This is a genomic window from Catellatospora paridis (genome assembly GCF_009720365.1).
GTDB classification, from domain to species: Bacteria; Actinomycetota; Actinomycetes; order Mycobacteriales; family Micromonosporaceae; genus Catellatospora; species Catellatospora paridis.
Genome location: NZ_WBZD01000037.1, coordinates 154670 through 180820 on the forward strand (window position 1 = coordinate 154670; position 26151 = coordinate 180820).

The 26151-nt window shown below is 71.1% G+C and carries 25 protein-coding genes; 16 read left to right on the forward strand and 9 right to left on the reverse strand.

What is annotated here, in order from left to right; genetic code table 11:
* The first annotated feature begins 218 nt into the window (after nt 1-218).
* From F9C41_RS36070 to F9C41_RS36090, 5 genes are all read left to right on the forward strand, one after another.
* Nucleotides 219-1118: a septum formation family protein gene (locus F9C41_RS36070; RefSeq protein WP_155391323.1), complete on the forward strand. Its 900-nt coding sequence runs from the start codon at nt 219-221 to the stop codon at nt 1116-1118.
* An 89-nt stretch (nt 1119-1207) separates the two neighbouring features.
* Nucleotides 1208-2104 carry a septum formation family protein gene (locus F9C41_RS36075; protein ID WP_196280095.1) on the forward strand — a complete coding sequence of 299 codons (897 nt, stop codon included), beginning with the start codon at nt 1208-1210 and terminating at the stop codon, nt 2102-2104.
* A gap of 109 nt (nt 2105-2213) precedes the next feature.
* Nucleotides 2214-3914: an L-aspartate oxidase gene (locus F9C41_RS36080; RefSeq protein WP_155391361.1), complete on the forward strand. Its 1701-nt coding sequence runs from the start codon at nt 2214-2216 to the stop codon at nt 3912-3914.
* Nucleotides 3911-4792, forward strand: a complete 882-nt coding sequence (gene nadC / locus F9C41_RS36085) for a carboxylating nicotinate-nucleotide diphosphorylase (protein WP_155391325.1) — start codon at nt 3911-3913, stop codon at nt 4790-4792. Before F9C41_RS36080 ends, nadC begins: the two co-directional genes overlap by 4 nt.
* 7 nt (nt 4793-4799) lie before the next feature.
* Nucleotides 4800-5564, forward strand: a complete 765-nt coding sequence (locus F9C41_RS36090) for a type III pantothenate kinase (protein ID WP_155391326.1) — start codon at nt 4800-4802, stop codon at nt 5562-5564.
* On the opposite strand, the gene F9C41_RS36095 is transcribed toward F9C41_RS36090, so the two are convergent.
* Nucleotides 5554-6282 carry a class I SAM-dependent methyltransferase gene (locus tag F9C41_RS36095; RefSeq protein ID WP_155391327.1) on the reverse strand — a complete coding sequence of 243 codons (729 nt, stop codon included), beginning with the start codon at nt 6280-6282 and terminating at the stop codon, nt 5554-5556. The two genes, F9C41_RS36090 and F9C41_RS36095, sit on opposite strands and share 11 nt — an antisense overlap.
* Nucleotides 6283-6876: 594 nt before the next feature.
* Here F9C41_RS36095 and F9C41_RS36100 point away from each other — a divergent pair.
* Nucleotides 6877-7227 (forward strand): histone-like nucleoid-structuring protein Lsr2, encoded by a 351-nt coding sequence (locus tag F9C41_RS36100; RefSeq protein WP_120317401.1) that lies wholly within the window; start codon nt 6877-6879, stop codon nt 7225-7227.
* Between the two features lie 415 nt (nt 7228-7642).
* The gene (locus F9C41_RS36105; protein WP_155391328.1) at nt 7643-10174 is read left to right on the forward strand and encodes an ATP-dependent Clp protease ATP-binding subunit; all 2532 of its coding nucleotides are present in this window, start codon (nt 7643-7645) and stop codon (nt 10172-10174) included.
* Between the two features lie 64 nt (nt 10175-10238).
* Here F9C41_RS36105 and F9C41_RS36110 read toward each other — a convergent pair whose 3' ends face one another.
* Together F9C41_RS36110 and F9C41_RS36115 are read right to left on the reverse strand one after the other, a co-directional pair.
* Nucleotides 10239-11093 (reverse strand): polysaccharide deacetylase family protein, encoded by an 855-nt coding sequence (locus tag F9C41_RS36110; protein ID WP_155391329.1) that lies wholly within the window; start codon nt 11091-11093, stop codon nt 10239-10241.
* 58 nt (nt 11094-11151) lie between these two features.
* Entirely contained in the window at nt 11152-12036 is an 885-nt protein-coding gene (locus F9C41_RS36115; protein ID WP_155391330.1) for an HhH-GPD family protein, read from the reverse strand.
* Nucleotides 12037-12124: 88 nt separating this feature from the next.
* On the opposite strand from F9C41_RS36115, the gene F9C41_RS36120 reads away from it, so the two are divergent.
* The 3 genes from F9C41_RS36120 to F9C41_RS36130 all read left to right on the forward strand — a co-directional run bounded on the left by F9C41_RS36120 (nt 12125) and on the right by F9C41_RS36130 (nt 14030).
* On the forward strand, nt 12125-12655 hold the full coding sequence (locus F9C41_RS36120) for a glycine cleavage system transcriptional repressor (protein ID WP_155391331.1): 531 nt from the start codon (nt 12125-12127) through the stop codon (nt 12653-12655).
* A gap of 40 nt (nt 12656-12695) precedes the next feature.
* Nucleotides 12696-13238 (forward strand): peptide deformylase, encoded by a 543-nt coding sequence (gene def, locus F9C41_RS36125; RefSeq protein WP_155391332.1) that lies wholly within the window; start codon nt 12696-12698, stop codon nt 13236-13238.
* Nucleotides 13239-13307: 69 nt separating this feature from the next.
* Nucleotides 13308-14030: a hypothetical protein gene (locus tag F9C41_RS36130; protein WP_155391333.1), complete on the forward strand. Its 723-nt coding sequence runs from the start codon at nt 13308-13310 to the stop codon at nt 14028-14030.
* A gap of 496 nt (nt 14031-14526) precedes the next feature.
* On the opposite strand, the gene disA is transcribed toward F9C41_RS36130, so the two are convergent.
* The 4 genes from disA to F9C41_RS36150 form a co-directional block, all read right to left on the reverse strand.
* Nucleotides 14527-15633, reverse strand: coding sequence for a DNA integrity scanning diadenylate cyclase DisA (gene disA / locus F9C41_RS36135; RefSeq protein ID WP_407924771.1), 1107 nt, complete (start codon nt 15631-15633; stop codon nt 14527-14529).
* A 54-nt stretch (nt 15634-15687) separates the two neighbouring features.
* Nucleotides 15688-17106 (reverse strand): DNA repair protein RadA, encoded by a 1419-nt coding sequence (gene radA / locus F9C41_RS36140; RefSeq protein WP_155391335.1) that lies wholly within the window; start codon nt 17104-17106, stop codon nt 15688-15690.
* 89 nt (nt 17107-17195) lie between these two features.
* Nucleotides 17196-17915 carry a copper chaperone PCu(A)C gene (locus F9C41_RS36145; RefSeq protein ID WP_155391336.1) on the reverse strand — a complete coding sequence of 240 codons (720 nt, stop codon included), beginning with the start codon at nt 17913-17915 and terminating at the stop codon, nt 17196-17198.
* A gap of 52 nt (nt 17916-17967) precedes the next feature.
* Nucleotides 17968-18768, reverse strand: coding sequence for a UbiA family prenyltransferase (locus F9C41_RS36150; RefSeq protein ID WP_155391337.1), 801 nt, complete (start codon nt 18766-18768; stop codon nt 17968-17970).
* A gap of 38 nt (nt 18769-18806) precedes the next feature.
* Between F9C41_RS36150 and F9C41_RS36155 the strand changes: the two genes are divergently transcribed.
* The gene (locus tag F9C41_RS36155) at nt 18807-19679 is read left to right on the forward strand and encodes a DUF6023 family protein (protein ID WP_155391338.1); all 873 of its coding nucleotides are present in this window, start codon (nt 18807-18809) and stop codon (nt 19677-19679) included.
* Here F9C41_RS36155 and F9C41_RS36160 read toward each other — a convergent pair.
* Nucleotides 19676-20101, reverse strand: a complete 426-nt coding sequence (locus tag F9C41_RS36160; protein ID WP_155391339.1) for a hypothetical protein — start codon at nt 20099-20101, stop codon at nt 19676-19678. The genes F9C41_RS36155 and F9C41_RS36160 overlap by 4 nt on opposite strands.
* A 297-nt stretch (nt 20102-20398) precedes the next feature.
* Here F9C41_RS36160 and F9C41_RS36165 point away from each other — a divergent pair, with 297 nt between their 5' ends.
* From F9C41_RS36165 to ispF, 3 genes are all read left to right on the forward strand, one after another.
* Nucleotides 20399-20884, forward strand: coding sequence for a CarD family transcriptional regulator (locus F9C41_RS36165; protein ID WP_120317389.1), 486 nt, complete (start codon nt 20399-20401; stop codon nt 20882-20884).
* Between the two features lie 26 nt (nt 20885-20910).
* Nucleotides 20911-21627, forward strand: coding sequence for a 2-C-methyl-D-erythritol 4-phosphate cytidylyltransferase (gene ispD / locus F9C41_RS36170; RefSeq protein ID WP_269059022.1), 717 nt, complete (start codon nt 20911-20913; stop codon nt 21625-21627).
* Between the two features lie 64 nt (nt 21628-21691).
* The gene (gene ispF / locus F9C41_RS36175) at nt 21692-22183 is read left to right on the forward strand and encodes a 2-C-methyl-D-erythritol 2,4-cyclodiphosphate synthase (RefSeq protein ID WP_230690266.1); all 492 of its coding nucleotides are present in this window, start codon (nt 21692-21694) and stop codon (nt 22181-22183) included.
* Nucleotides 22184-22275: 92 nt separating this feature from the next.
* Here the strand turns inward: ispF and F9C41_RS36180 are convergent, their stop codons facing one another.
* Entirely contained in the window at nt 22276-23442 is a 1167-nt protein-coding gene (locus F9C41_RS36180) for a homogentisate 1,2-dioxygenase (protein WP_155391342.1), read from the reverse strand.
* A gap of 110 nt (nt 23443-23552) precedes the next feature.
* Between F9C41_RS36180 and F9C41_RS36185 the strand changes: the two genes are divergently transcribed.
* Nucleotides 23553-24386 carry a hypothetical protein gene (locus F9C41_RS36185; protein WP_155391343.1) on the forward strand — a complete coding sequence of 278 codons (834 nt, stop codon included), beginning with the start codon at nt 23553-23555 and terminating at the stop codon, nt 24384-24386.
* 32 nt (nt 24387-24418) lie between these two features.
* Nucleotides 24419-25594, forward strand: coding sequence for a fumarylacetoacetase (gene fahA / locus F9C41_RS36190; RefSeq protein WP_155391344.1), 1176 nt, complete (start codon nt 24419-24421; stop codon nt 25592-25594).
* Nucleotides 25595-26151 lie beyond the last annotated feature (557 nt).

Genomic DNA, 26151 nt, shown 5'->3' on the forward strand with positions numbered 1-26151 from the left:
GCGTCAGCTCAAGGGCAAGGGCATCCCCTACTTCTAGGCGTACGCGGACCGGCCGGCCCCGTTCGCCGGGGTCTCCGGCGGCAAGACCATGAAGAAGCCGGCCGAGGGGACCACAGGCCAGGGCGTTCCGGGCTGGTAGAAGGCCGACAGCACCGCTGTCGCGGTCGCCTCCTGTCGGTTAGGCTCCCGGGCGGGCCGGGGTCTGGGAGGGGCGACACATGGCATGGAGGCGGTTGATCGCCGCCAGTGCGGCCGTCTGCGCACTGGCAGCGCCGTTGGCGCTGGCCGGCTGCACCTCAGCGGTGCCCGGTGTGGACGGCAAGCTCGCCGACGACTGGGCGGCCCTGCCCGCGGCGCAGGTGTTCGTCCCCGGCGCCGAGGTCTGCCATGAGAAGGCGTACGAGCAGACCGGCCGCGCCACCGCGTACCGGCCGGTCGACTGCGAGTCGGAGCACTACGGCGAGACGGTCTACGTCGGCACGCTCGCCGGCGCCGTCGCCACGGCGGGCACCCCGCCGGAGGCGGACGACGCGCTGCTCGCGGGCGCGTTCGCCGAGTGCGACGAGCGGGCCACCGCGTTCGTCGGCCGGCAGTGGCGCGACGGCCGGCTGACCCTCGACCTGACGCTGCCCTCGGCCGCGGCCTGGCAGGGCGGCGCCCGGTGGTACCGCTGCGAGCTGAACGAGCTGACCACGGTCACCGACAAGGCCGACTGGGTGCGCCGCAGCGGCAGCCTGCGCGGCTCGCTCGCACCGGGGCTGCTGCTCACCTGCTTCGCCGAGAGCGGCAAGAACGGCTCGGTGGACACCATGCCGGAGACCGACTGCGCCAAGTCGCACAACGCCGAGTACGTGGGCACGTTCACCGCCGTGGCCACCCGCAAGTACCCGGTGAGCGAGGCGGACTGGGACTACTTCCACGACAACTGCCGCAAGGCGATGGCCGCGTTCATCGGGGTCAGCGTGAGCGCCACCAGCAAGTACGGCGTTATCTCGTGGCCGTACAGCAAGGCCACCTGGGCCGGCGGCGACCGCGGCGTGCGCTGCTACCTGTGGCTGGAGACGAAGAAGATGACCGGCTCGGCCAAGGGCACCGCCGGCAAGGGCATCCCGAGCTGATCCGCTGACCCGACCAGGCGTCGCCGCATGTTGGCGGGCATGAAATATGCTCCCCATTCATGTTCGGCGAGGCTTGGGGAGGGCAACTGATGCGTGAGGTGATCGGCCGTAGGGTCGCGGGGGTCGTGCTGGTCGCGGCAGCCCTGCTGGCCACGTCGGCCTGCGGGGGACAGCTGCCGCCGGGGGCGGACGGCGACCTCACCAATCAGTGGACGGCCATGGCCGAGCCCACGAGCTGGCGTCCCGACGAGGCGATATGCGCCGACAGCTTCCGCGACGTCAGCTATCGCTCGTCGTACAAGCCGGTGTCGTGTGACCAGAACCACACCTACGAGACGGTCGCCGTGGCCGACTTCGCCGGCGAGGCCGCGTCGCGCACCACGCCGCCGTCGGAGGGCTCGCCCGACCTGCGCGCCGCATGGGCGGACTGCGACAAGAAGGTCACCGCCCACCTCGGCGGGGACTGGCGTGCCGGCTCGGTGTGGTTCGGCGTCTCGCTGCCGTCGCCGGCCGGCTGGGACGGTGGCGCGCGCTGGTACCGCTGCGAGCTGACCGCGCTGGACGGACAGTACGGCGACCCGGTGTCGCGCACCGCTTCGCTCAAGGGCGAGTTCGCCAACGCGGCGTCGCCACTGAAGCTCGGCTGCTACCAGTACGGCTCGGAGCTGGTGGCGATCGCCTGTAACAAGAGCCACAACGCGGAGTTCGTGGGCGTGTGGAACGCGGGCAGCACCGCCTTCAGCAGCCTCAAGGACATGAACACCAAGATCGCCAAGGCATGCCGCGGCGTCATCGCCGGCTTCGCGAAGGTGCCGAACGACGGCAACATCAACTACCGCACCGGTGTGGTGTGGAACTGGCCGTCGCAGGCGGACTGGGAGGCCGGCGACCACGGGGTGCGCTGCCACCTGTGGCTGAGCAAGAAGAAGGTCACCAAGTCCCTGCGCGGCGCCGGCACCAAGGGCCTGCCGATCAACTACGCCTGACGCTCCCTCACCGTCCCCCGGCCGCGCCGGGGGACGGTGAGGGGTGTCACGTGGTCCCGGGGGTGAACGCCGGGCCTCGGCGCGGTTGACTGTGCTGGTGCGCAAGGCGTTGACAGTCCCGGTCGAGCTACCGGTTTTGCCCCGGGCGTTGCCCGCGCGGCCCGCGAGCTGGTTCGAACCGACCGACGTGGTCGTGATCGGGTCCGGCATCGCCGGCCTGACCGCGGCACTGCACCTGCGTGAGGCAGGCCTGCACGTCACCGTGGTCACCAAGGTCAATATCGATGACGGCTCCACCCGGTGGGCGCAGGGCGGCATCGCGGCCGTGCTGGACCCGCTGGACACTCCCGCCGCCCATGCCCGCGACACGCTGGTCGCCGGCGTCGGCCTGTGCGACCCGGCGGCGGTGGACGTGCTGGTCAGCGAGGGGCCTACCCGGGTCCGCGAGCTGATCAAGATGGGCGCGGAGTTCGATCGCCACCCGGACGGCTCGCTGATGCTCACCCGCGAGGGCGGGCACCACGCCAACCGCATCGTGCACGCGGGCGGCGACGCGACCGGCGCCGAGGTGCAGCGGGCGCTGCACGCCGCGGTGAACCGCGACCCGTGGATCCGCCTCGTGGAGCACGCGCTGGTGCTGGACCTGCTGCGCGACGCCGACGGCCGGGCCTGCGGGGTCACCCTGCACGTGCTCGGCGAGGGCACCGAGGACGGGGTCGGGGCCGTGCTTGCCCGCGCCGTGGTGCTGGCCACCGGCGGCCTCGGACAGATCTTCGCGGCCACCACCAACCCGATCGTGTCCACCGGCGACGGCGTCGCGCTGGCGCTGCGGGCCGGCGCGGACGTCACCGACCTCGAGTTCGTGCAGTTCCACCCGACCTCGCTCTACCTGCCGAACAACCGCACCGCGCAGCAGCCGCTGGTCAGCGAGGCGCTGCGGGGTGAGGGCGCCTACCTGGTCGACGGGGACGGCAAGCGGTTCATGGTCGGGCAGCACGAGCTGGCCGAGCTCGCCCCCCGCGACGTGGTCGCCAAGGGCATCCACCGGCAGATGCTGGCCTCGGGCACCGATCACGTCTTCCTGGACGCCCGGCACGTGCCCGACCTGGCCCACCGCTTCCCGACGATCACGGCGTACTGCCTGGCCGCCGGCGTGGACCCCACGGTGGACCTGATCCCGGTGGCCCCGGCCGCGCACTACGCGTCCGGCGGGGTCCGCACCGACCTGGACGGCCGCACCAGCATCCCCGGCCTGTACGCCTGCGGCGAGGTCGCCTGCACCGGCGTGCACGGCGCCAACCGCCTGGCCTCGAACTCGCTGCTGGAAGGGCTGGTCTTCGCCCGCCGCATCGCCGCCGACATCACCCGTGACCTGCCCCCGCAGACCGACCCGGTGCTCGCCGACGCCGACCCGGCGGACCTGCCCGAGGGCGGCCTGGCCTGGACGCCGCAGGGCCTGGTCGCCGCGGCCGAGCCGCCGGTGGACCTGGCCGCGCGGCGGCGGGAGCTGCAGCGGGCGATGACCCGTGGCGCGGGCGTGCTGCGCAGCGCCGAGACGCTGGCCGAGACTGCGCGGGTGCTGCGCGAGGTCGGCACCCCGCCGCTGCCGGGGCGCACCGCGGGCTGGGAGTTCGCGAACCTGCTCACCGTGGCGAGCGCGCTGGTCGCGTCGGCTTCCCTGCGCGCCGAGACGCGCGGGTGCCACTGGCGCGAGGATCATGCAGAGGCGGACGACGGCTGGCGGGGGCACCTGTTCCCCGGCCTGGCCGCGGACGGCACGACGACCGGGACGTGGGAGGCGATGGCGTGAGGGACACGACGCAGGCGCAGCTGCTCAAGGCGGGGCTCGACCCGGACGAGGTGCAGCGCATCGTGGCCAACGCGCTGCGCGAGGACCTCGGGCCGGACCGGCTCGACGTGACCAGCGTGGCGACCATCCCGGAGACCCAGGTCGACACCGCGGACCTGATCGCCCGGGAGGCGGGCGTGGTCGCCGGGCTGGCCGTGGCGGAGCTGGTGTTCGAGCTGGCCGGGCCCGGCGCGGAGGTGACCGTGCACGCGCACGACGGTGACCCGGTGGCGCGCGGCGACGTGCTGGCCACGGTCACCGGGCCGACCCGCACCCTGCTGTCGGCCGAGCGCACCGCGCTCAACCTGCTCTGCCGCATGTCCGGGGTGGCCACGCACACCCGCCGCTGGGTGGAGCAGCTCGCCGGCACCAAGGCGCTGGTGCTGGACACCCGCAAGACCACCCCCGGCCTGCGGCCGCTGGAGAAGTACGCGGTGCGCGCGGCGGGTGGCACGAACAAGCGCATGGGGCTCTACGACGTCGCCATGATCAAGGACAATCACAAGCTCGCGGCGGGCTCCATCACCGCGGCGTACGACCTGGTCCGGGCGAACTTCCCGGAGGTCGTGGTGCAGGTCGAGGTGACCACGCTGGCCGAGGCGCAGGAGGCCGTGGCGGCCGGGGCGACGTTCCTGCTCTGCGACAACATGTCTCCGCAGCTGCTGCGCGAGGTCGTGGCGGCCGTCGGCGACCGGGCGGAGCTGGAGGCCACCGGTGGGCTGACGCTGCAGGTCGCCGCCGAGTACGCGGCCACCGGCGTCGACTACCTCTCGGTGGGGGCGCTTACCCACTCGTCGCCTATCGTGGACATCGCCTTGGACCTCCGAGCGCGGAAGTAGACGTCGGGTGCTGCTCTGTATCGACATCGGTAACACCAACACGGTGCTCGCCACCTTCGAGGGCGACAAGATCGTGCACTCGTGGCGGGTGAAGACGGATGCCCGCAACACCGCCGACGAGCTCGGCCTGATGTTCCGCGGTCTGCTGGCCGGGGACAACGTCGAGATCACCGGAGTCGCGGCCTGCTCGACGGTGCCCGCCGCGCTGCGCTCGCTGCGCACCATGCTGGGCCGCTACTACGCGGGGCTGCCCGCGGTGGTGGTGGAGCCGGGCGTGAAGACGGGCGTGCAGCTCGCCATCGACAACCCGAAGGAGGTGGGCGCCGACCGCGTGGTCAACACGCTGGCGGCGCACACCCTCTACGGCGGGCCGGCCATCGTGGTCGACTTCGGCACCACCACCAACTTCGACGTGATCAGCGCCCGGGGCGAATTCCTGGGCGGCGCGTTCGCCCCGGGCATCGAGATCTCCTTCGACGCGCTGGCGGCCCGCGCCGCCCAGCTGCGCAAGGTCGAGCCCGCCCAGCCCCGCTCGGTGATCGGGAAGAACACCGTCGAGTGCCTGCAGGCCGGTATGTACTTCGGCTTCGCCGGCCAGGTCGACCGCATCGTCGAGCGGATGATCGAGGAGCTGGGCGGGGTGACCGCGGTCATCGCCACGGGCGGCCTCGCGCCGGTGGTGATGGCCGAGTGCCGCACCATCACCCATCACGAACCGATGATCACCCTGATCGGCCTGCGCATGGTGTACGAGCGCAACGTCAGCGCCTGACCGTCCGCAGCACTTTGGTGACGTAGGGCAGCGCGAAGCTGTCCCGCCCGGCCAGGTCGGGGTGCGTGGCGCACAGTTCGCGGACCGCGTCGCGCAGCCGCCGCCGCTCGTCCTCGGGCGCGACGAGATACCAGGAGCGGGTGGCGATGAGGTCCAGCAGGCCCTGCGGGGTCTGCGTGACGCTGTGCCGGAACTCGGCGTGCTCGAACGGGGCGAACAGCTCGCCGAACTCGGCGTTCTCGGGCCGGTGGAAGAGGGCCGACCGGATGATCTCGTCGAGCTGCCGGACCCAGTCGACGCTCACGTCGCGGTCGTTGCGCATCGGCGCGAACACCCCGCCGGACCGCAGCACCCGGATGATCTCCGGGTGGGCGCGCTCCTTGTCGAACCAGTGGTACGCGGTGCCCACGATGACAGCGTCGGCATATCCGTCGGGCAGCGGGATCGACTCCGCGGAGCCCTTCCGCGCGACCGTCCCCGGGGTGGCCGCGTCGAGTTCGGCGCGCATGCCGGGGTCGGGCTCGACCGGCACGACCTCGAAGCCCGCGGCCAGCGCCACCCGGGTCAGCTGGCCGGTGCCCGCGCCCAGATCGACCACGCGGCCGGGGGCGGTGCCGATTGCCCAGGTCAGCGCCTCGGTCGGATAGGTCGGTCGCGACTGCTGGTAAACCTGCGCGGCCGTGCCGAAAGAGAGCCGGTGTTCTTCGATGGGGTCCATGCGTGCGCCTCCCGTGTATGTCGCCATAACGCCGGGCCCACCCTAGTGCAGTCCGCGGCGGGTGAATTCGGCCACCGCCCGGGGGATCCGCCGACAAGGCCAGTCCGGGCCGGACGGATACGCCGCCGCCGGGGGCATGAATCGACGCAGCGCGGGGCTCGATCGCGCCGCCGCGGCCCGCTCGGCGGCGGTGGCATTCGCCGCCCGGATAGGCATGGCCGGCGCGCAGGGTCATCGCGTCGTCGCTGAGCGCGAATGGCCGGCCCCGCGCGACGGCTGGTGCCCGCACGACTGCGCTGCGCGAGGAGACCGTCGCGGCGTATGCCGTGCGTCCGGGTCGCTGGAACCGGTATCCACCGCGCCTCGGCGTTTTCTGCAATGGCGCTGCGAATCCGTTTTCCCTTGTCAGAGGATAATCGACCCGCTGGCTGTCCGACTTTGCGCCGCGCCCGGTGATGCTATGCCGAATAATGGGGTCACGCCGGAATTGATCCGCTGTCAATGAGTGGCTATCCTGGCGAGCGCTTCCCTATGAATTCATGGCACGCCCTCGACTGACGGGGAGGATCCTGGGCGGCGAGAAAGGATGACCGTATGGCCAGGCGCGAGATTGTGGTGCTGGCGGACGACCTCGATGGTTCCGAGGGCGACGTCCGCAGTGTGAGATTCGGATTCGAAGGCGCCAATTACGAGATCGATCTCGGACCGGCGAACCATGACAAGTTGGCTCTGGCGCTGGCACCGTTCCTGGCTGCCGCGCGCAAGGAGAGCGGCCGTCGTGGACCCGCCGCCGCCCCCAAGGCGAAGGCGCCGACCGCGGCCGAGCAGCGTGCCTTCAACCAGCGGGTGCGCGAGTGGGCCAAGGATCAGGGCAAGGACGTCAACGACCGGGGTCGGGTGCCGGCAAAGGTGATCGAGGCGTACTACGCCGCCGGCCTCCGCTAGCTTCTGTTGTGAGATGTGCGGCTTGCGCCGGATTTACGGTACGACGCGTAGGTTGTGTACTTCCTTCGCGTCGTACCGTTTTTCATGTCCGGAGCACCGCATCGGGCGGACGCACCAGGATGTGGACACCGATATTTCGCTGTGCGCGTAGCGGTCCTGGATGCGGAACAGCCGCGAGCGAGGCAAGGTTGGCTCTGATGCCAGCCACGTCGGCGGTTTGCTGGGGCAGATGCCCTGTTTCCTCCGCTTTCAAGTCGACGGTAAGCGACCTGATGGTTACCCAACGGTGACCGGACGAGCGTTTCCGGCGGGCCGACATGGTCGGGGTCTGGCGTTAGAGTGAGTGAAACAGCTTCGCCGCCGCGGATCTCCGGCAGGAGTTCTCGAGGAACTGAGGCGTAGGTGAGGAGCGGGAATGTTCGAGCGGTTCACCGACCGGGCGCGTCGGGTGGTCGTCCTGGCCCAAGAAGAGGCCAGGATGCTCAACCACAACTACATCGGCACGGAGCACATCCTGCTCGGCCTCATCCACGAGGGTGAGGGCGTCGCGGCGAAGGCGCTGGAAAGTCTCGGCATCTCGCTGGAGGGCGTGCGCCAGCAGGTAGAGGAGATCATCGGCCAGGGCCAGCAGGCGCCGAGCGGGCACATCCCGTTCACGCCGCGGGCCAAGAAGGTGCTTGAGCTGTCCCTGCGCGAAGCGCTGCAGCTCGGCCACAACTACATCGGCACCGAGCACATCCTGCTCGGTCTGATCCGCGAGGGCGAAGGCGTCGCGGCCCAGGTGCTGGTGAAGCTCGGCGCCGACCTCAACCGGGTGCGCCAGCAGGTCATCCAGCTTCTCTCGGGCTACCAGGGGGGCAAGGAGCCGGCCGCGGCCGGCGCCGCCACCGGTGAGGCCGCGCCGTCCACCAGCCTCGTGCTGGACCAGTTCGGGCGCAACCTGACCCAGTCGGCACGGGAGGGCAAGCTCGACCCCGTGATCGGCCGGGAGAAGGAGATCGAGCGGGTCATGCAGGTGCTGTCCCGCCGCACCAAGAACAACCCGGTGCTGATCGGTGAGCCTGGCGTCGGCAAGACCACCGTGGTCGAGGGCCTGGCCCAGAAGATCGTCAAGGGCGAGGTGCCCGAGACGCTGAAGGACAAGCAGCTCTACACGCTTGACCTCGGCGCGCTGGTGGCCGGTTCGCGCTACCGCGGTGACTTCGAGGAGCGCCTGAAGAAGGTGCTCAAGGAGATCCGCACCCGCGGCGACATCATCCTGTTCATCGACGAGATCCACACCCTGGTCGGCGCGGGCGCCGCCGAGGGCGCGATCGACGCCGCCAGCATCCTCAAGCCGATGCTGGCCCGCGGCGAGCTGCAGACCATCGGCGCGACCACGCTCGACGAGTACCGCAAGCACCTGGAGAAGGACGCCGCGCTGGAGCGGCGCTTCCAGCCGATCCAGGTCGGCGAGCCCTCGGTGGCGCACACCATCGAGATGCTCAAGGGCCTGCGTGACCGCTACGAGGCGCACCACCGGGTGACCATCACCGACGCGGCCCTGGTCGCGGCGGCGAACCTGGCCGACCGGTACATCTCCGACCGCTTCCTGCCGGACAAGGCGATCGACCTGATCGACGAGGCCGGCGCCCGGATGCGTATCCGCCGCATGACCGCGCCGCCGGACCTGCGCGACTTCGACGAGAAGATCGCCCAGGTGCGCCGCGACAAGGAGTCCGCGATCGATGCGCAGGACTTCGAGCGGGCCGCGCAGCTGCGCGACAAGGAGAAGCAGCTCCTCGGCCAGAAGGGCGAGCGGGAGAAGCAGTGGAAGGCCGGTGACCTGGACGTCGTCAGCGAGGTGGACGACGAGCAGATCGCCGAGGTCCTGGCGAACTGGACCGGCATCCCGGTGTACAAGCTGACCGAGGAGGAGACCTCGCGCCTGCTGCGCATGGAGGACGAGCTGCACAAGCGCGTCGTCGGCCAGTCGGACGCGGTCAAGGCCGTCTCCAAGGCGATCCGGCGCACCCGGGCCGGTCTCAAGGACCCGAAGCGCCCGTCCGGCTCGTTCATCTTCGCCGGCCCTTCGGGTGTCGGTAAGACCGAGCTGTCCAAGACGCTCGCCGAGTTCCTGTTCGGCAGCGAGGACGCGCTGATCCAGCTCGACATGTCCGAGTTCCACGACCGGTACACGGTGTCCCGCCTGGTCGGCGCGCCGCCCGGATACGTCGGTTACGACGAGGGCGGCCAGCTGACCGAGAAGGTGCGCCGCCGGCCGTTCTCGGTGGTCCTCTTCGACGAGATCGAGAAGGCTCACCCGGACGTCTTCAACACCCTGCTGCAGATCCTGGAAGACGGTCGGCTCACCGACGGTCAGGGCCGCATCGTGGACTTCAAGAACACGGTGATCATCCTGACCACCAACCTGGGCACCCGTGACGTGGCGAAGGCCGTGTCGCTGGGCTTCCAGAAGTCGGAGGACGCCGAGTCGAACTACGAGCGGATGAAGCAGAAGGTCAACGACGAGCTGAAGCAGCACTTCCGCCCGGAGTTCCTGAACCGCATCGACGACACCATCGTCTTCCACCAGCTCGGCGAGGTGGAGATCCTCTCGATCGTGGACATCATGATCAAGCGGATCGAGTCCCAGCTGCGCAACAAGGACATGGGCCTGGAGCTGACCGACAGCGCCAAGAAGTACCTGGCGAAGAAGGGCTACGACCCGGTCCTGGGCGCCCGGCCGCTGCGCCGGACCATCCAGCGCGAGCTGGAGGACACGCTCAGCGAGCGGATCCTGTTCCAGGAGCTCAAGCCGGGCCAGCACGTGCTGGTCGACTGCGAGGGCGACCCGGAGCAGATCGAGACGGCCAAGCTGACCTTCACGGCGTCGCAGAAGGCGGCGCCCGCCCCGGAGGCCCCCGAGGCCCCCGCCGAGCCGGTCGGCAGCGACGCCGCCGCATAACGAGGACGCACAAACGAAAGGGGCACCGCGCGAGCGGTGCCCCTTTCGTTTGTCCCAGGCCGGATCAGCCGACGTAGTCCTCGAGCAGGGCCGGGGTCAGCCCGGACTTGTGGATCGCGTTCAGGGCGCCCAGCAGGTCGTCCATCAGCGCCGGCCGGAAGTGCATGAGCAGCACGTCGCCGGGCTTCACCACCTTCTGCGCCGTCTGGTAACGCACGATGCCCTTGTCGACCGTCTGCGTCCAGAAGAACGCCGCCTGCGCCCCGCAGTCGTGCGCGGCCTTCAACGTGGTGGCGTCCTTGTTGCCGAACGGCGGCCGGAACAGCGTCGGCCGGCGGCCGAACAGCTGCGCCAGCTTGTCCGCCGACCCGCAGATCTCCTTCTTCTGGAACTCGTACGACTTCCCCTTCAGCGAGGTGTGCGTGATGGTGTGGTTCTCCACCATGCCGCCCGCCTCCTGGATCGCCTTGAAGTACGGCGTGTACTTGGTGGCCGCCGGGGAGTTGAGGAACATCGTCACCGGGATCTTCGCCTGCCGGATGAACTCGATGACCTCGGGCTTACGCGACAGCGCGCCGTCGTCGATGGTGATGAAGGCGACCTTGTTCGTGGTCGGCACCCGCGACAGCCACATCGCCGAGGCGCTCTCGGTCAGCTTCACCCGCTGCGGGGCCGGCGCCGCCGGGAACTCGGGCACCCGGTCCAGGTACCACTGCAGCGTCTTGAACCCCGCGGGCGACGGCTGCACCGACGGGCTGGGTGAGGCGCTGGGGCTGGGGCTCGGCGACGCCGTCGGCGTGGAGCTGCTCTCGGGACCGGCGAAAATCGGGTCCGGGCCGGCGCTCTTGCACGCGGCAGGCGCGAGGAAGGCGGTCAGCAGGATCACGGCGACGGCGCGGCGGAGGGGGGTGGGGGCCACGCCCGGACTCTATCCAGGCTGAGTGAATCCGCAATACCACGGAAAGCTCGAGACGGAGTCAGAAATCGGCGGGAACACGCCCGGGCAGGCTGAAACGTTCCCCGCGGGGCACCACGAGCCCGTCGGCCAGCAGGCTGTCCAGGGCCCGCTCCCGCTGCACCGCATCCGGCCACACCACGTCCAGCGCCGGCTTCGCCACCGGTCCCGACGCGTGCCGCAGCACGGCCAGCAGCAGCCCGCGCACCTGCCGGTCGGTGCCCGCGTAGCGCTGCGGCTTGCGGGACGGACCCGCCGGCAGGGCCGCACCCGAGCGCCGCCACGCGCACTGCTCCCGCAGCGGGCAGGCCTCACACCGGGGCGTACGCGCCGTGCACAGCACCGCGCCCAGTTCCATCAGCGCCGCACTGGCCCGCGCCGCCGCCGGCTCGGCCTGCGGCAGCAGCGATTCGACCAGGGCGAGGTCCGCCGGGGTGGTGGCCGCGCCGGCGTCGGGCAGGCCGCGCACCGCCCGCGCCGCCACCCGGCGCACGTTCGTGTCCACCACCGGATGGCGCTGCCCGTACGCGAACGCCAGCACCGCCCGGGCCGTGTAGTCCCCGACGCCCGGCAGCGCCAGCATCTGGTCCAGCCGCCGCGGGACCTCGCCGCCGTGCCGGTCCACGAGGGCCGTGGCGCACGCGTGCAGCCGCATCGCCCGCCGGGGGTAGCCCAGCCGCCCCCAGGCCCGGATCGCCTCACCGGAAACCTCCGCGGCGAGATCCGCGGGCCCGGGCCAGCGGGCCACCCACTCCCGCCACACCGGCAGCACCCGCACGACGGGCGTCTGCTGCAGCATGAACTCGCTGATCAACACCGGCCAGGCGCCGATGTCCGGCTCCCGCCACGGCAGGTCACGCGCGTTGGCGTCGTACCACGCAGTGGTCAGTGAGGCGAGTTCGGACATGCGCTCCACCCTACTGGTGCACAATGCCCGCAGAAGCGAGCGAGTCACGGCGTCGGTTGCCCATCGGCGAGCGCAGCGAGGAGAAGGCATGACTGACGTGCACGGGGCCGAGCTGGCCGTCACCGTGATCGGACCGGACCGCACCGGGATCGTCGCCGATGTCGCCGAGGCGCTGGCCAGGCTCGGCGCGAACCTCACCGACTCCACGATGACGCGGCTGCGCGGCCACTTCGCGATGACCCTGATCTGCACCGCGCAGGCCAGCGCGACCGAGGTCGAGGCGGCCCTGCTGCCGCTGTCCGCGGACGGCCAGCTGCTGGTGACGGTGCGCAACGTCGGCCCGGACGAGTCCGGCCACAACGGCGGCCTGCCGTACCTGCTGAGCGTGCACGGCGCCGACCGGCTCGGCATCGTCGCGGCGGTGACCCGCGTCGTCGCCGACGCCGGCGGCAACATCACCGACCTGTCCACCCGCCTGGTCGGACCGCTGTACCTGCTCGTCGCCGAGGTCGACCTGCCCGAAGGCGTGCCGGGGAAGCTGACCGAGCGCCTCGCACACGTCGCCGGGGAACTCGGCATCGAGGTCAACCTGCGCCCGGCCGGGGCGGACGTCTTATGAGCGGGCGGAACACCCGCACAACGGGTGGCGAGGAGGCGGCGTGAGCATCGAAGGCTGGGACATCACGGCGCTCGGCGCGGGCCGGGTGCTGCCCGTCGTCACCGCGCCGGAACCGGTGCTGAGCCGCGTCGGTGAGGCTGTGGACCCGACCGACCCGCAGGTGGTGGCGCTGGCTGCCGACCTCGTCGCGACCATGGCCGTGTCGCCGGGCTGCGTCGGGCTCGCCGCCCCGCAGGTCGGCGTCGGCGTGCAGCTGTTCGCCGTCGACGTCACCGACCACCCCAAGGCGGCCACCGTGCACGGTGCGTTCGTACTGGCCAACGCCGTGATCGTGGAGGCCAGCCGGTGGCGCCCGGGCCGGGAGGGCTGCATGTCCGTGCCCGACCTCACCGGCGACGTCAAACGAGCCGGGCGCATCGTGGTCACCGGCGAACTGCCTGGCAGCGGCCGGAAGGTGACGATCACCACCGATGCCTTCGAGGCCCGCGCGCTCCAGCACGAGATCGACCACTGCAACGGACTGCTCTTTTTGGACAAGGTGAGCGGAGCGCACGCGATCTATCAGCGGAAAGTCTATCTGTGACACGGAGTTCGCGCACTGAGCGTGTCGCGTCGTGCGTGTCGTGATCGTGGGCGCTAGCGTGAGCACATCATGAGACTGATAGTGGGTCCGCTGCCCGCAGCCGTCTACTGGCGACGCCGCGCCATGGTGCTCGGCGCGCTGCTGGTTGCCGTTCTCATGATCACCCTGATGGTGCGGGGCACCGGCAGCGGCGGCGCCCAGCAACCGTCCGCCAACGGCACGGCCGCCAGCGCGGGAGTGTCACCGGCGTCGGCCGCGGGGCAACCCGGCCCGAGCCCGTCGGCGTCGCCGAGCGACAGCGTCATCACGCCGGTGTCCGAACTGCCGCCGTCCCCCAGCCCGGACGCCGAGGGCGAAGGGCAAGGCGAGGGCGACGGTGAGAACGACCCGAACGCCTGCACGGACGCTGAGATCAAGGTGACCGCGAAGCCGGCGCAGGCGACGCTCAAGCGCGGCAACGACCTGCTCATCACGCTGCTCATCAAGAACACCTCGAACCGGACGTGCACGCGGGACGTCGGTGCCGATCTTCAGGAGCTGCGGATTCTGAAGAGCACGGAGAAGGTGTGGTCGAGTGATGACTGCGGGGGGCCGCGGGGGCATGAGGTGCGGTCGTTCCCGCCGGCGCATGAGCGGTCGTACACGGTGGTGTGGAACGGGCATTCGAGTTCGGCTTGTGAGAAGTCGATTAAGCGGGTGCCGGATGGGCCGGTTCCTGCTGTGGGGGAGTATCGGCTGTATGCGCGGGTCGGGACGGCGATCTCGGCTTCTGTGACTTTGAAGCTTACGTAGGTGGTTGCGGTCGGGGGTCGCTGCGCCGGGGGAATGCTCTTGGCGCTGGGGCCGCAAAGAGCGCGGCCTTTTACGCGCCTGCGAGCATTCCCCCGGCTCCGCTCCTCGCCGTAGTTGCACGCCCGGCGGTGGGCTAGGTGGGGTGGGCTGCCTAGGGATAGAGCGACAGCCTTACCGGCACACAGGCCGTTCCCGGAGCAACGCGTAGCCACCACCCGTGAAGCCGCGAACCCACGTCCCCGAACACCCGGACACCCGAACACCCTGTTCGCCGTGGTGCGCTTCGCCGGGGGGTGAGCCGTCCTCTGTTGCGCCCTGAGCCGGTTACTTGGGTGGGGTGGGGAGGCTGTCGCTTTGTGGGAAAAGGGTGCCTTTTTACCTGGTTACTTTGTGAGGGTGCGTGGAGCGGGGGTTGGGGTCGAGCGCGTAAAAGGCCGCGCTCTTTGCGGCCCCAGCGCTCGACCCCAACCCCCGCGGAACGCTACGCAGTCACGGCCTAGACGTAACGCTCAAGAATCGACGTCTCGGCGAGACGGGAGAGACCTTCACGGACGCCACGAGCCCGAGCGTCGCCGACACCGTCGACGGCCTGGAGGTCCTCGACGGTGGCGCCCAGGAGGCGCTGGAGGCTGCCGAAGTGGTCGACGAGGCGGTCGACTATGGCGCCGGGCAGTCGGGGTACGCGGGCCAGGAGGCGGAAGCCGCGGGGGCTTACGGCCGCGTCGAGGGCCTCGGTGGAGGCGGGGTAGCCCATGGCCTTGGCGACCGAGACGAGGTCGATGAGCTCGCTGGCCGTGAGCAGGTCCAGTTCGACGAGGGCCTCGTCGACGGTCCTGGTCTTGCGGTTCATGGGGAGGTAGTCGCGGATGACGAGGGTGCGGTCGGCGTCTACGCCGGCCATCATCTCGTCGAGCTGGAGGGAGAGGAGGCGGCCGTCGGTGCCGAGTTCTACGACGTAGCCGGCGATCTCGTCGGAGATGCGGCGGACCATCTCGAGGCGCTGCACTACGGCCAGGGCGTCGCGGACGGTGACCAGGTCCTCGATCTCCAGGGCGGAGAGGGTGCCGCTGACCTCGTCGAGGCGCAGCTTGTAGCGCTCGAGGGTGGCCAGGGCCTGGTTTGCCCGGGACAGTATCTGTCCGGAATCGTCCAGGGTGTGTCGCTGGCCGGCCACGTAGACGCCGATGATGTGCATCGACTGGCTGACCGAGATGACCGGGTAGCCGCTCTGCTTGGAGACGCGCTCGGCGGTGCGGTGCCGGGTGCCGGACTCCTCGGTGGGGATGGAGGCGTCGGGCATCAGGTGCACGGCGGCGCGCAGGATGCGGGTGCCGTCGGCGGAGAGCACGACGGCGCCGTCCATCTTGCACAGCTCGCGCAGGCGCGTGGCGGAGAACTCGACGTCGAGCGGGAATCCGCCGGTGGCCAGGGTCTCGATGAGTTTGTCGTACCCGAGGACGATGAGGGCGCCGGTCCGGCCGCGCAGGATGCGCTCGAGGCTGTCGCGCAGTGGCGTGCCCGGAGCTACCCGTGCCAGGGTGGCGCGCAACGGATCACCGCCGACTGCGGCGGTGTTCCAGGTGGTGTCGCGATCGATCGGCACGGGCACATTCTACGGGGGCCGCCGAAGAGCACACGGCGGCCCGTGGTGGAAGCGTCACTCAGCGGACAACCGTGCAGCCCAGTGCAGTGCCGTACGCAGATCGGACACCTCTTCGACCCGTAGCTCCCCGGCCGGGGTGCCCGTTGACGACGGACCGCAACCAGTCGGTACCAGAGCGTATTTGAAGCCGAGCCGAACCGCCTCGGCCAGGCGCCGGGGGACCGCGCCGACGCGCCGCACCTCACCCGTGAGACCTACCTCACCGATGGCCGCGAGCCGGGGCGACATGGACAGGTTGAGCCCGGCGGAGGCGACCGCCAGCGCGACGGCCAGGTCCGCGGCGGGCTCGACGACCCGGATGCCGCCGACCGTGGCGGCGAACACCTCCTTGTCGTGCAGCGCCATCCGCTCGGTGCGCCGCTGCAGCACGGCCAGCACCATGGCGAGCCGGGCCGAGTCGAGGCCGGACACGGTGCGCCGCGGCGAGCCGGCGACGGTTGCCCCGATCAGCGCCTGCACCTCGGTGACCAGGGCACGGCGGCCTTCCATGGCGACGGTGACGCAGGTGCCCGGCACCGGCTCGGCATACCGGGTGAGGAACAGCCCCGACGGGTCGGGCAGCGAGGTGATGCCGCTCTCGTTCATCTCGAAGCAGCCGACCTCGTCGGCGGCCCCGAAGCGGTTCTTCAGCCCGCGGACCAGGCGCAGCGAGGAGTGCTTGTCGCCCTCGAAGTGCAGCACCACGTCGACCAGGTGCTCCAGCACGCGGGGACCCGCCACGCTGCCGTCCTTGGTGACGTGGCCGACCAGCACGGTCGCGATGTTGCGCTCCTTGGCGACGGCGACCAGCGCGGCGGTGACCGCCCGGACCTGGGTGACGCCGCCGGGCACGCCGTCGTTGCCGGGGGCGGCGATGGTCTGCACGGAGTCGAGCACGAGCAGGCCGGGCTTGACCGCGTCGAGGTGGCCGAGCACCGCGGCCAGGTCGGTCTCGGCGGCCAGGTAGAGCTGCTCGTGCAGGGTGTTCATGCGCTCGGCGCGCAGCCGGACCTGGCTGACGGACTCCTCGCCGCTGACGATGAGGGAAGGGCTGCCGGCCCCGGCCGCCCACTGCTGGGCCACGTCGAGCAGCAGCGTCGACTTGCCGACGCCGGGCTCGCCGGCCAGCAGCACGACCGAGCCGGGCACGAGGCCGCCGCCGAGCACACGGTCGAGTTCGCTGACGCCGGTGGCCACGGCACGGGCTGGCACGGCGGAGATGGTGGCGATGGGCCGGGCGGGTTCGCCGGGGGCGCGGGGGGCCACGTTGCGCATCGCGCCGAGGGCCGGGCCGGCCGAGGCCTCGATGACCGAGCCCCACTCGCCGCATTCGGGGCAGCGGCCGAACCACTTGGGAGGCTGATGCCCGCACGCGTCACAGACGTATCCGGGGCGTGCGGGCTTCGCCGTCTTCGAGGTGCTGCGCACTGTCACGTGCGCAACCTACCCCGTGGGTGTGACGGTGGTAGGGAGGCCGCCGGGGTCCGCCGGACAGGCGGGCCGCCGGGACGGCGACTACCGGGTCAGTGGCCGTCGCCCTCGGTGCCGGGGCGGGTCGGCGGCGCCGTGATGGGCAGGCGCGGCTGCGGGCTCAGCGGCGGCGCGAGCGGCACCACGGTGCCGGGCAGGGTCTCCAGGACCACGCCGTTGGAGAACGTCAGCTTCAGGTGCACGCCCTCGCCGTTGGCCACCGGCTTCTTGAGCCCGGTCAGGGCGAGGAACTGGCCGCTGCCCGGGGTCAGCTCCAGGTAGCCGGCCGGCGGGATGGTCAGCTTCGCCGGGGGCGCGGCGGCCGGGCTGGGGCTGGTCGCCGGTGCCGGGCTGGTCTCCGCGCCGGGAGACGGGCTGCCGGCCGCCTTCGGCGACTTGCTCGCCGCGGGGCTCGGCGACTCCGCGGCCGGGCTCGGGCTCGGCTTCAGGTCGGCGGCCGAGGCCAGCTTCACGGCGGCCGCGTCGTTGGACTCGAACTTGTCGAGCGTGATCGGCTGCTCGGTGTCGTTGAAGATGCGCAGCTGCAGCGGCGCGGTCGCGCCCTGTGCGTAGCCGGTCAGGCCGGCGTAGGCGATCATCGCGTCGCGGAGTGCGACGCTGCCGCCGTTCGGGCCCGGCACGGTCAGGCTGAAGCCGGGCACGGCCGCCACCTGGTCGGCGGTCTGCGAGTTCATGCCGGCGCTGCAGCCGGTCAGGGCCAGGGCAGCGGCGGCGGCACCGCCGGCCAGGAGCTTGGTGATCGAGCGAGTCACGGGCTCAGCGTAGTGTCCGCCGATCGAGGCTCCGCAGCCGACCCGCCGCCGATCACAGTGCGCCGCCGAGCACCAGCAGGGCGAGGTCCACGGCCGCGACGGCGAGCAGGGCGCGGAAGGCGGCGCGCGGTGCCGCGTACCAGCCGACGACGATCAGGACGACGGCCGTGAGCAGCGCACCGGCCCCGGCCCACAGCGGCGGCCGGGCCCCGGCCAGCAGGGTGAGCGTCGCCGCCAGCAGCAGCCCGGACGCCGCGACGAGGCTGCGCCGGGCGCCCAGCCGCTGGGGCAGGCCGCGGATCCCGGTGGCCGCGTCGTCGGCGAGGTCGGGCACCGCGTTGAGCAGGTGTGCCGCGCCCGCCAGCAGCGCCGCCGCGGCGACCAGCCAGCCGGGCGGGAAGGGCGCGCCGGGCAGCGCGGTGCTGATGAAGATCACCAGGCAGGCGAAGGACACCAGGTAGGGCACGACCGACCAGGCCGTGGCCTTGAGCGGCCAGTTGTACAGGTGGGCGGAGAGCACGGCGACCGCGAACCACGCCCCGGCGGGCCAGCCCCACCACAGGCAGGCGGCGATGGTCGCGGCGGCTGCCACCACGGCCGCGACGGCGACGGTACGGCGGCCCGCCGGGTCCCCGGCCAGCGGCTTGTCGGCCCGCCCCACGGCCGCGTCGCGCGCGGCGTCGATCGCGTCGTTGGCCCAGCCGACCGACAGCTGGCTCAGCGCCACCGTCGCCATGACCGCCGCGACGCCGGCCGGAGTGTGGCCCATGCCGACCGCCAGCAGGCCGCCGAAGACGGTGACGGCGAGGGCTGGCAGGGGGTGGCAGGCGCGCAGCAGACCCAGTGGTGACATCTGGTCAGTGTCGCGCGTCACCGTTATCGTCGCCGACCGTGGACAACAGACGTGGTCGTGGCGCTGCCGTCGCCTCGCTGGCCGTGGTGGCGCTGCTGATCGCGGGCGGTTGGTGGTGGCGGTCCGCGGGCGCGGAGCCGCCCCGGCCGGTCCCGCAGCCGCAGCCGCAGCCGTCGCCCTCGCCGTCGTGGCAGGCCGCGGTCGACGAGCTGGCGGGCTTGTGGGCGGACCGCCTGAACAGCAGCGTGGTGGCTGTCCAGCCGCCGCTGGAGCTGTCCTCGGGGCAGCCGGCGGCGCACCCGGTGAAACTCCCGCACGGCGCCTTCGAGCTGCACGCGGTCTGCGTCGGCGACGCGGGCACGATGCGGGTCACGGTGGCCGCCGCCGACGGCCGCACCGTCTCGGCGGTCGACGCGAAGTGCTCGCTGGAGGTCGCGTACCCGCCGGAGCCGCTGCTGCTGCCGAAGGACGCCGGACAGCTGCAGATCACGATGTCGGTCGAGGGAGCCGGTGGTGCGGTCGGCGCGTGGCGGGTGCTGGACAAGCGCGCGCCCGGTGGGCCGGACCAGTGGCGCCTCCAGGCCCAGACCGGGCTGCCCGCCGACCGCGCGGCGCGGACGCTGTTCGACAGCTGGCTGGCGGGCGGCGACAAGTCGACGGCCGACGTGTCCCTGTCCGGGCTCACCGAGCTGCGGGTCGTCTGCGCCGGGGAGATCATGCTCCGGGTGGAGGTCGCCGAGGAGGGGAACTGGTACCAGGTGGAGCACACCTGCAACTCGCGCTACCCGTACGTGAATCCCCTCGGCACCGCAGGAACCGTGCGCGTGACGCTGACCGGGCTGGGGCCCGCGGGCGCGGCATGGGTGCGCGTACAGGCGGTGCGGCTGCCGCCGGGCGCGACGCCGTCCTAGGTGCCGGGCGGGTGCGGGGTCGGTGGCAGCGAGACGCTCGGCGACGAGGGCGGGGACGTGGCCGCCGGCGCGGAGACGGCCGGCCGCACAGGCGGGCCGGGCTGCGGCGTCTCTGGGGTTCCCCCGGTCAGGCCGGGCCAGGCGATGAGCAGCAGGCTCAGCAAGGTGATCACCACGGCGATGGCGAGCACGATCAGCGGCAGCACGAGCGACGGCTGATCAGGATCGTCGATGCGCTCGGGCAGGTGCAGGCGTCTGCGCCAGCGCGCGCGCCAGGCCGCCCGTCGCGCGGCCCGGGCTTCGGCCCGCAGTTCGTCCCGGACCCGCTCCGCCTCTTCGGCCAGCTCAGCGGGGTCATCGGGAATGACGACCTCTCCCCACTCGGGCGGGAGGTCCGGAAGGCCGTTCCCCAGCGTGCCCATCGCCGGCTCCTCGCGCGTTCAGCACCGCGTCTCTCTACTGTCCCGCGTCCTACAGACTCACGCTAGTGGCGTGTCGGAGGAGATTGAGGACTGTTCGCGATGCGGACATCCGGTGCCACAGACGCCAATGAGTGCAGAAAAGGTCACTCAGAGTAGCGGAAGAAGCGTTGCTGAGCTGTGTCAAGCAGAAGAAATACGGCTCACAACGGGGGTGAGCTGCGCTAACTGTGCAAGACGGGCTGGGACTGCACGGCACGCCCGTGTTACCCTAGACACAGCGAAAGGGGTTTCGTACCTATGGATTTCAGTGTCGGCGAGACCGTTGTCTACCCCCACCACGGGGCCGCACTCATCGAGGCTATCGAGACCCGCACCATCAAGGGCGAGGAGAAGCTTTACCTCGTCCTTCGGGTCGCTCAAGGCGACCTGACGGTGCGGGTGCCCGCCGAGAACGCCGAGATCGTCGGCGTGCGTGAGGTGGTTGGCGAAGAGGGCCTGTCCAAGGTTTTCGACGTCCTCCGCGCCCCGCACACCGAGGAGCCGACCAACTGGTCGCGGCGCTACAAGGCGAATCTCGAGAAGCTCGCCTCGGGTAACCCGCTCAAGGTGGCGGAGGTCGTGCGTGACCTCTGGCGCCGTGAGCGTGAGCGTGGTCTGTCGGCGGGGGAGAAGCGGATGCTCGCCAAGGCTCGGGACATCCTCGTCGGTGAGGTCGCGCTCGCCGAGAAGAGCACCAAGGACGGAGCCGAGGTTCTCCTGGACAAGGTGCTCGCCGAGGCGTGACCCGCACAACGGCAGTGTCATCTGATATCGATAGCCGCGACGTTCCTGCGCCTGTTCGGCGCAAGGACGTCGCGGTTCTCGTTCCCGCGGCGGGCATGGGCGTGCGCCTCGGCGGCGGAACCCCCAAGGCCCTGCGCGAGCTGGCCGGCGAGCCGCTGCTGGTGCACGCGTGCCGCCGGCTCGCCATGGCGCCTTCGGTGGCGATGATCGTCATCGCCGCGCCGCCCGGCGACGTGGACGCGGTCCGCGCGCTGGTGCCCGGGGCCGTCGTGGTGCCCGGCGGGGCCACCCGGCAGCAGTCGGTGGCCGCGGCCCTGGCCGTCGTGCCCGAGTCCATCGAGGTCGTGCTGGTGCACGACGCCGCCCGCGCGCTGACCCCGCCTGAGCTGGTCGAGGCCGTCGCCGCCGCGGTCCGGTCCGGCGCGGCCGCCGTGGTGCCCGCCCTGCCCGTGGTCGACACGATCAAGCGGGTGGACGCCGGCGAGCACGTCCTGGAGACCGTCGACCGCGCCCCGCTGCGCGTGATCCAGACCCCGCAGGGCTTCCCCCGGGCAACGCTGGTTCGCGCCCACGCCGAGGCCGTCGACGAGCACACCGACGACGCGGGCATGGTCGAGCGCCTCGGCCACAAGGTCCATTGCGTCCCCGGCAGCGACCTGGCCCTGAAGATCACCCGCCCCCTGGACCTCCTCATCGCCGAATCGCTCCTGGCCGCCCACCCCCTCCCCGTGAGTCGATCATGACCTTATGGCAGGGTGCGGCGGTGTGCCGCTGCCCTGGCGCCGTGATGATCGAGGAGGCGAGCCGGTGAGAGTCGGTATCGGCACGGATGTGCACGCGTTCGACGAGACCCGACCGTGTTGGGTCGCGGGCCTGCACTGGCCCGACGCGCCGGGCCTGGCCGGGCACTCCGACGCCGACGTCGCCGCGCATGCCGCCTGCGACGCCCTGTTCAGCGCGGCCGGACTGGGCGATCTCGGCGCGAACTTCGGCACCGACCGCCCGGAGTGGTCCGGTGCGGCCGGCGTCGTGCTGCTGGCCGAGGCCGCCCGCCGCGTACGCGCCGCCGGTTACGCGGTCGGCAACATCTCGATCCAGGTCATCGGGGTGGCTCCCAAGATCGGTAAGCGACGGGACGAGGCGCAGCAGGTGCTCTCGGCTGCCGCGGGCGCCCCCGTGACCGTGTCCGGCACCACCACCGACGGGCTCGGTCTCACCGGCCGCGGCGAGGGCCTCGCCGCGATCGCGGTGGCGCTGGTGCACCCCGATCCCCAGGGTCCTCGATCCGCTCAGCCGTAGACCGGATGAGACGATGCGGGAACGACGGCGGACTGCCGCCCGATTTCCCGCACCGTCCCTCTCGGCGAGGTCGTAAAGGCCGAGCCTGCGGGTCACCCCGGGGCGCGACCCGACCACGTCCAGGCGTACCCGGGGTCTTCGCAGGCGAGTGCAGGTTCGCACAGGTCCAACGGGCGGAAGGTGTCCACCATGACGGCCAGCTCGTCGAAGCGCTCCGCCCCGATCGAACGCTCGGCCGCACCCGGCTGCGGCCCGTGGGTGAACCCGGACGGGTGCAGCGAGATCGAACCCTGGCCGATGCCGGAGCCGCGCCGCGCCTCGTAGTCGCCACCGGTGTAGAAGAGCATCTCGTCGGAGTCGACGTTGTGGTGGTTGTACGGCACGGGGATGGCGAGCGGGTGGTAGTCCACCTTGCGCGGCACGAAGGAACAGATCACGAAGTTCGGACCCTGGAAGGTCTGGTGCACCGGCGGCGGCTGGTGCAGCCGGCCGGTGATCGGCTCGAAGTCGTGGATCGAGAACGCCCACGGGTAGAGGCACCCGTCCCAGCCCACGACGTCGAACGGGTGCTGGGCGTACACATGCCGGGTCCAACCGCGACGGTGCTGCACCAGCACCTCGACGTCGCTGCCGTCGACGAGCAGCGGCTCGTCGGGGCCCCGCAGGTCGCGCTCGCAGTAGGGGGAGTGCTCCAGGAACTGACCGCGTACGGACAGGTAGCGCTTCGGCGGCCCGATGTGCCCGGTGGCCTCGATGACCAGCAGCCGGGTCGGCTCCAGCGGGACCAGGCGGTGCACCACCGAGGTGGGCACGACGACGTAGTCGCCGGCGGTGACCTCCAGCACGCCGAACACCGACTCCACGCGCAGCCGGCCGGCCTCGACGTAGAGGCACTCGTCGCCGATCGCGTTGCGGTACAGCGGCGACGGGGTGTCGGCGAGCACGTACGAGATGCGGCAGTCGTCGTTGGCGAGCAGGTGCTGCCGGCCGAGCACGGCGTCGGCGCCGGACTGGTCCAGCTTGTGGGTCTGCAGATGGCGGGGCTTGAGAGGGCGGTTCGGCAGCCTGGTCCAGGCGGGCGGGTCGAACTCCTCGGCCGCCACGATCGCGGTCGGCGCGTGCCGGTGGTAGAGCAGCGAGGAGTCGGAGGAGAAGCCCTCCTGCCCCATCAGTTCCTCGGCGTAGAGGCCGCCGTCGGGCTTGCGGAACTGCGTGTGCCGTTTCCGCGGGACCTCACCGACGCTGCGGTAGTACGGCATGGCCAACCTCCAGTGTCGCTTTTAGGAGCGGTGTCCACTTTACGAAGAGATCCGTCCGATAATCGGACAGTCTTGTCCGCTCTATGTAGCGTCCACTAGATTGACTGATCATGTCAACGCCACCGCTGCTGGCCCAGCTGCTCGACGACGCCGCGGTCTTCCCGCCCGGCAACGCCACGCTGTCCGACGCCGTGGCAGCCCACCGCGAACACCGCCGTGCCTGGTACGCGCAGCTCGTCGGCCCGCTCCTGGTGCCCGCCTCCCAACTGGCCGACCTCGGCCCGCTCGTGGCGGAGGGCGAGGAGTTGGCGGTCGGCGTCATCGCCGACGGGCCGACGGCCGACTGCTTCGCGACGCCGCCCGCCGGCGTCCGGACCGTCCAGGTCGAGGCCGCCATGGCGCGCCGCGGCGAGGACCCGTCACCCGCCCTGCACGGCTTCCTGCACCGGGTACGCGACAGCGGGGTGCGCGGATACGCGGAGATCCCGCTCGCCTGGGGACTGCTGGCCGCGCTCGACGTGCTCGCGCAGGCCCGCGCGACCGGGCTGGCGGTGTCCGCGAAGTTCCGCACCGGCGGCCTGGCGGCCGAGCTGTTCCCCACGCCGATGGAGCTGGCCGCGGTGATCATCGCGTGCCACGAGCGCGAGCTGCCGTTCAAGCTCACCGCCGGGCTGCACCACGCGATCCGGCACACCGACCCCGAGACCGGCTTCACCCACCACGGCTTCCTCAACGTGCTGGCCGCCGCGTGCGCCGCCGCGGAGGGGGTGGAGGTGACCGAGGTCGCCGGGCTGCTGGCCACCACCCAGCCGCTGACTCTCATCGAAGCGGTGCGCTCGCGCCGCACCCGCCAGCGGCCGCTGTGGGTCGGCTTCGGCACCTGCAGCATTCCGGAACCACTGGCGGACCTGCAAAAACTCGGACTTCTGGACGGACGCGCTTGAGCGCGCACGTCGATCGCAAGCAAGGAGAAGGCATGACCTGGGTGCCCGGCGCCGTCGGCAGCGGCTACGACCTGAACCACCTTCCGTACGGCGTCGTCGTGGCGTCCGAGGGGCAGGCCCGGTGTGCCGTACGCATCGGTGATTTTGCTTTTGATTTGGGCGCCGCGGAGGCCGCCGGATTGATTCTCGCCGGGGACAGCCTGCGAGCGCCGAACCTGGACGCGTTCCTGGCGCTGGGTCCGGCGCACTGGTCGGCGGTCCGGGCCCGGTTGACGGAGCTGCTCGGCGACCCGGCCCACCAGGGCGCGGTCGAGCCGTTGCTGCTCCCGCTCGCGACCGTCACCAACGTGCTGGCCTGGACCGTTGCCGACTACGTCGACTTCTACTCCTCCGAGAACCACGCCTCGAACGTCGGCCAGATCTTCCGGCCCGGCCAGGCGGCCCTGCTGCCCAACTGGAAACACCTGCCCATCGGCTATCACGGCCGCGCGGGCACCGTCGTGGTCAGCGGCACGCCGGTGGTACGCCCCAGCGGTCAGCGCGCCGCCGGTGATTTCGGCCCGTGCCGGCGCCTGGACATCGAGGCTGAAGTCGGTTTCGTGGTCGGGGTCGGGTCCACCCTCGGCGAGCCGGTGCCGTGGCAGCGCTTCGCCGACCACGTGTTCGGCGTGGTGCTGGTCAACGACTGGTCGGCCCGCGACATCCAGGCGTGGGAGTACCAACCGCTCGGCCCGTTCCTGGGCAAGTCCTTCGCGACCTCGGTGTCGGCGTGGATCACGCCGCTGGCCGCCTTCGGCGAGCAGGCCTGGACCGCGGCTCCGGTGCAGGACCCGCCGGTGCTGCCGTATCTCGACGACGACCGCCGGGCGCTCGACCTCGCCATCACCGTCGAGTGGAACGAGACCACGGTGGCGAGCCCGCCGTTCCGGACCATGTACTGGACGCCGGCGCAGCAGCTGGCGCACCTGACCGTCAACGGCGCGAGCCTGCGTACCGGCGACCTGTTCGCCTCCGGCACGGTGTCGGGACCGGAGCGTGCCCAGGTGGGCTCGTTCCTGGAACTGACGTGGGGCGGCCGGGAGCCGGTCCTGGTCAAGGGCGAGGAACGCGCGTTTCTGGCCGACGGCGACACCGTCGTTTTGCGCGCCCGGGTGGCAGACATCGAACTCGGTGCCGTTGCAGGGACTGTTTTCCCAGCTCAGGTCTAATGTGACGGGGGCCGCACCACCCCGATTTGCATGGTCGCCCAGCGTTTGCGTAATGTTCTCTCTGCCAGCGCGGAACGGACAAAAGCGGCGAGCGAAGAGCTCAAGTCGAAGTCCGGGAAACGCGGGACATCTGGGTGGTGCGGGACTTGCGCTCGCGAAACCGACCGGGTAATGTTCTTCGAGCCGGCAACGAGCCGGGCGGATGAGTCCGCCGAGAGAAAATCTCGGAAGTGACCGCCGGCCGGGTTGCAGGTTCTTCCGAACTGATCTAGCTGCTGACGTAGCTGTGGTGTGTTCGGGCTGGGAAGCCGCGACATGGATGCAAATCGATCCTGAAAAATCGGGAAAGATTCGCTTGACACGGAGCGACAGACCGGGTAAGTTGGATGAGTTGCCCCGAGCGGGATCCCACAATGTGGGACACCAGCAAGGTGTGTGCTTGTTCTTTGAGAACTCAACAGGGTGCTATTTAAGCCAAGTGCCAATTATTGGCCGCTCCGGGCTTTGTTCCGGGGTGGTTGCTTTGGTGATGGATTCGGATTCGGACATTAATTTGT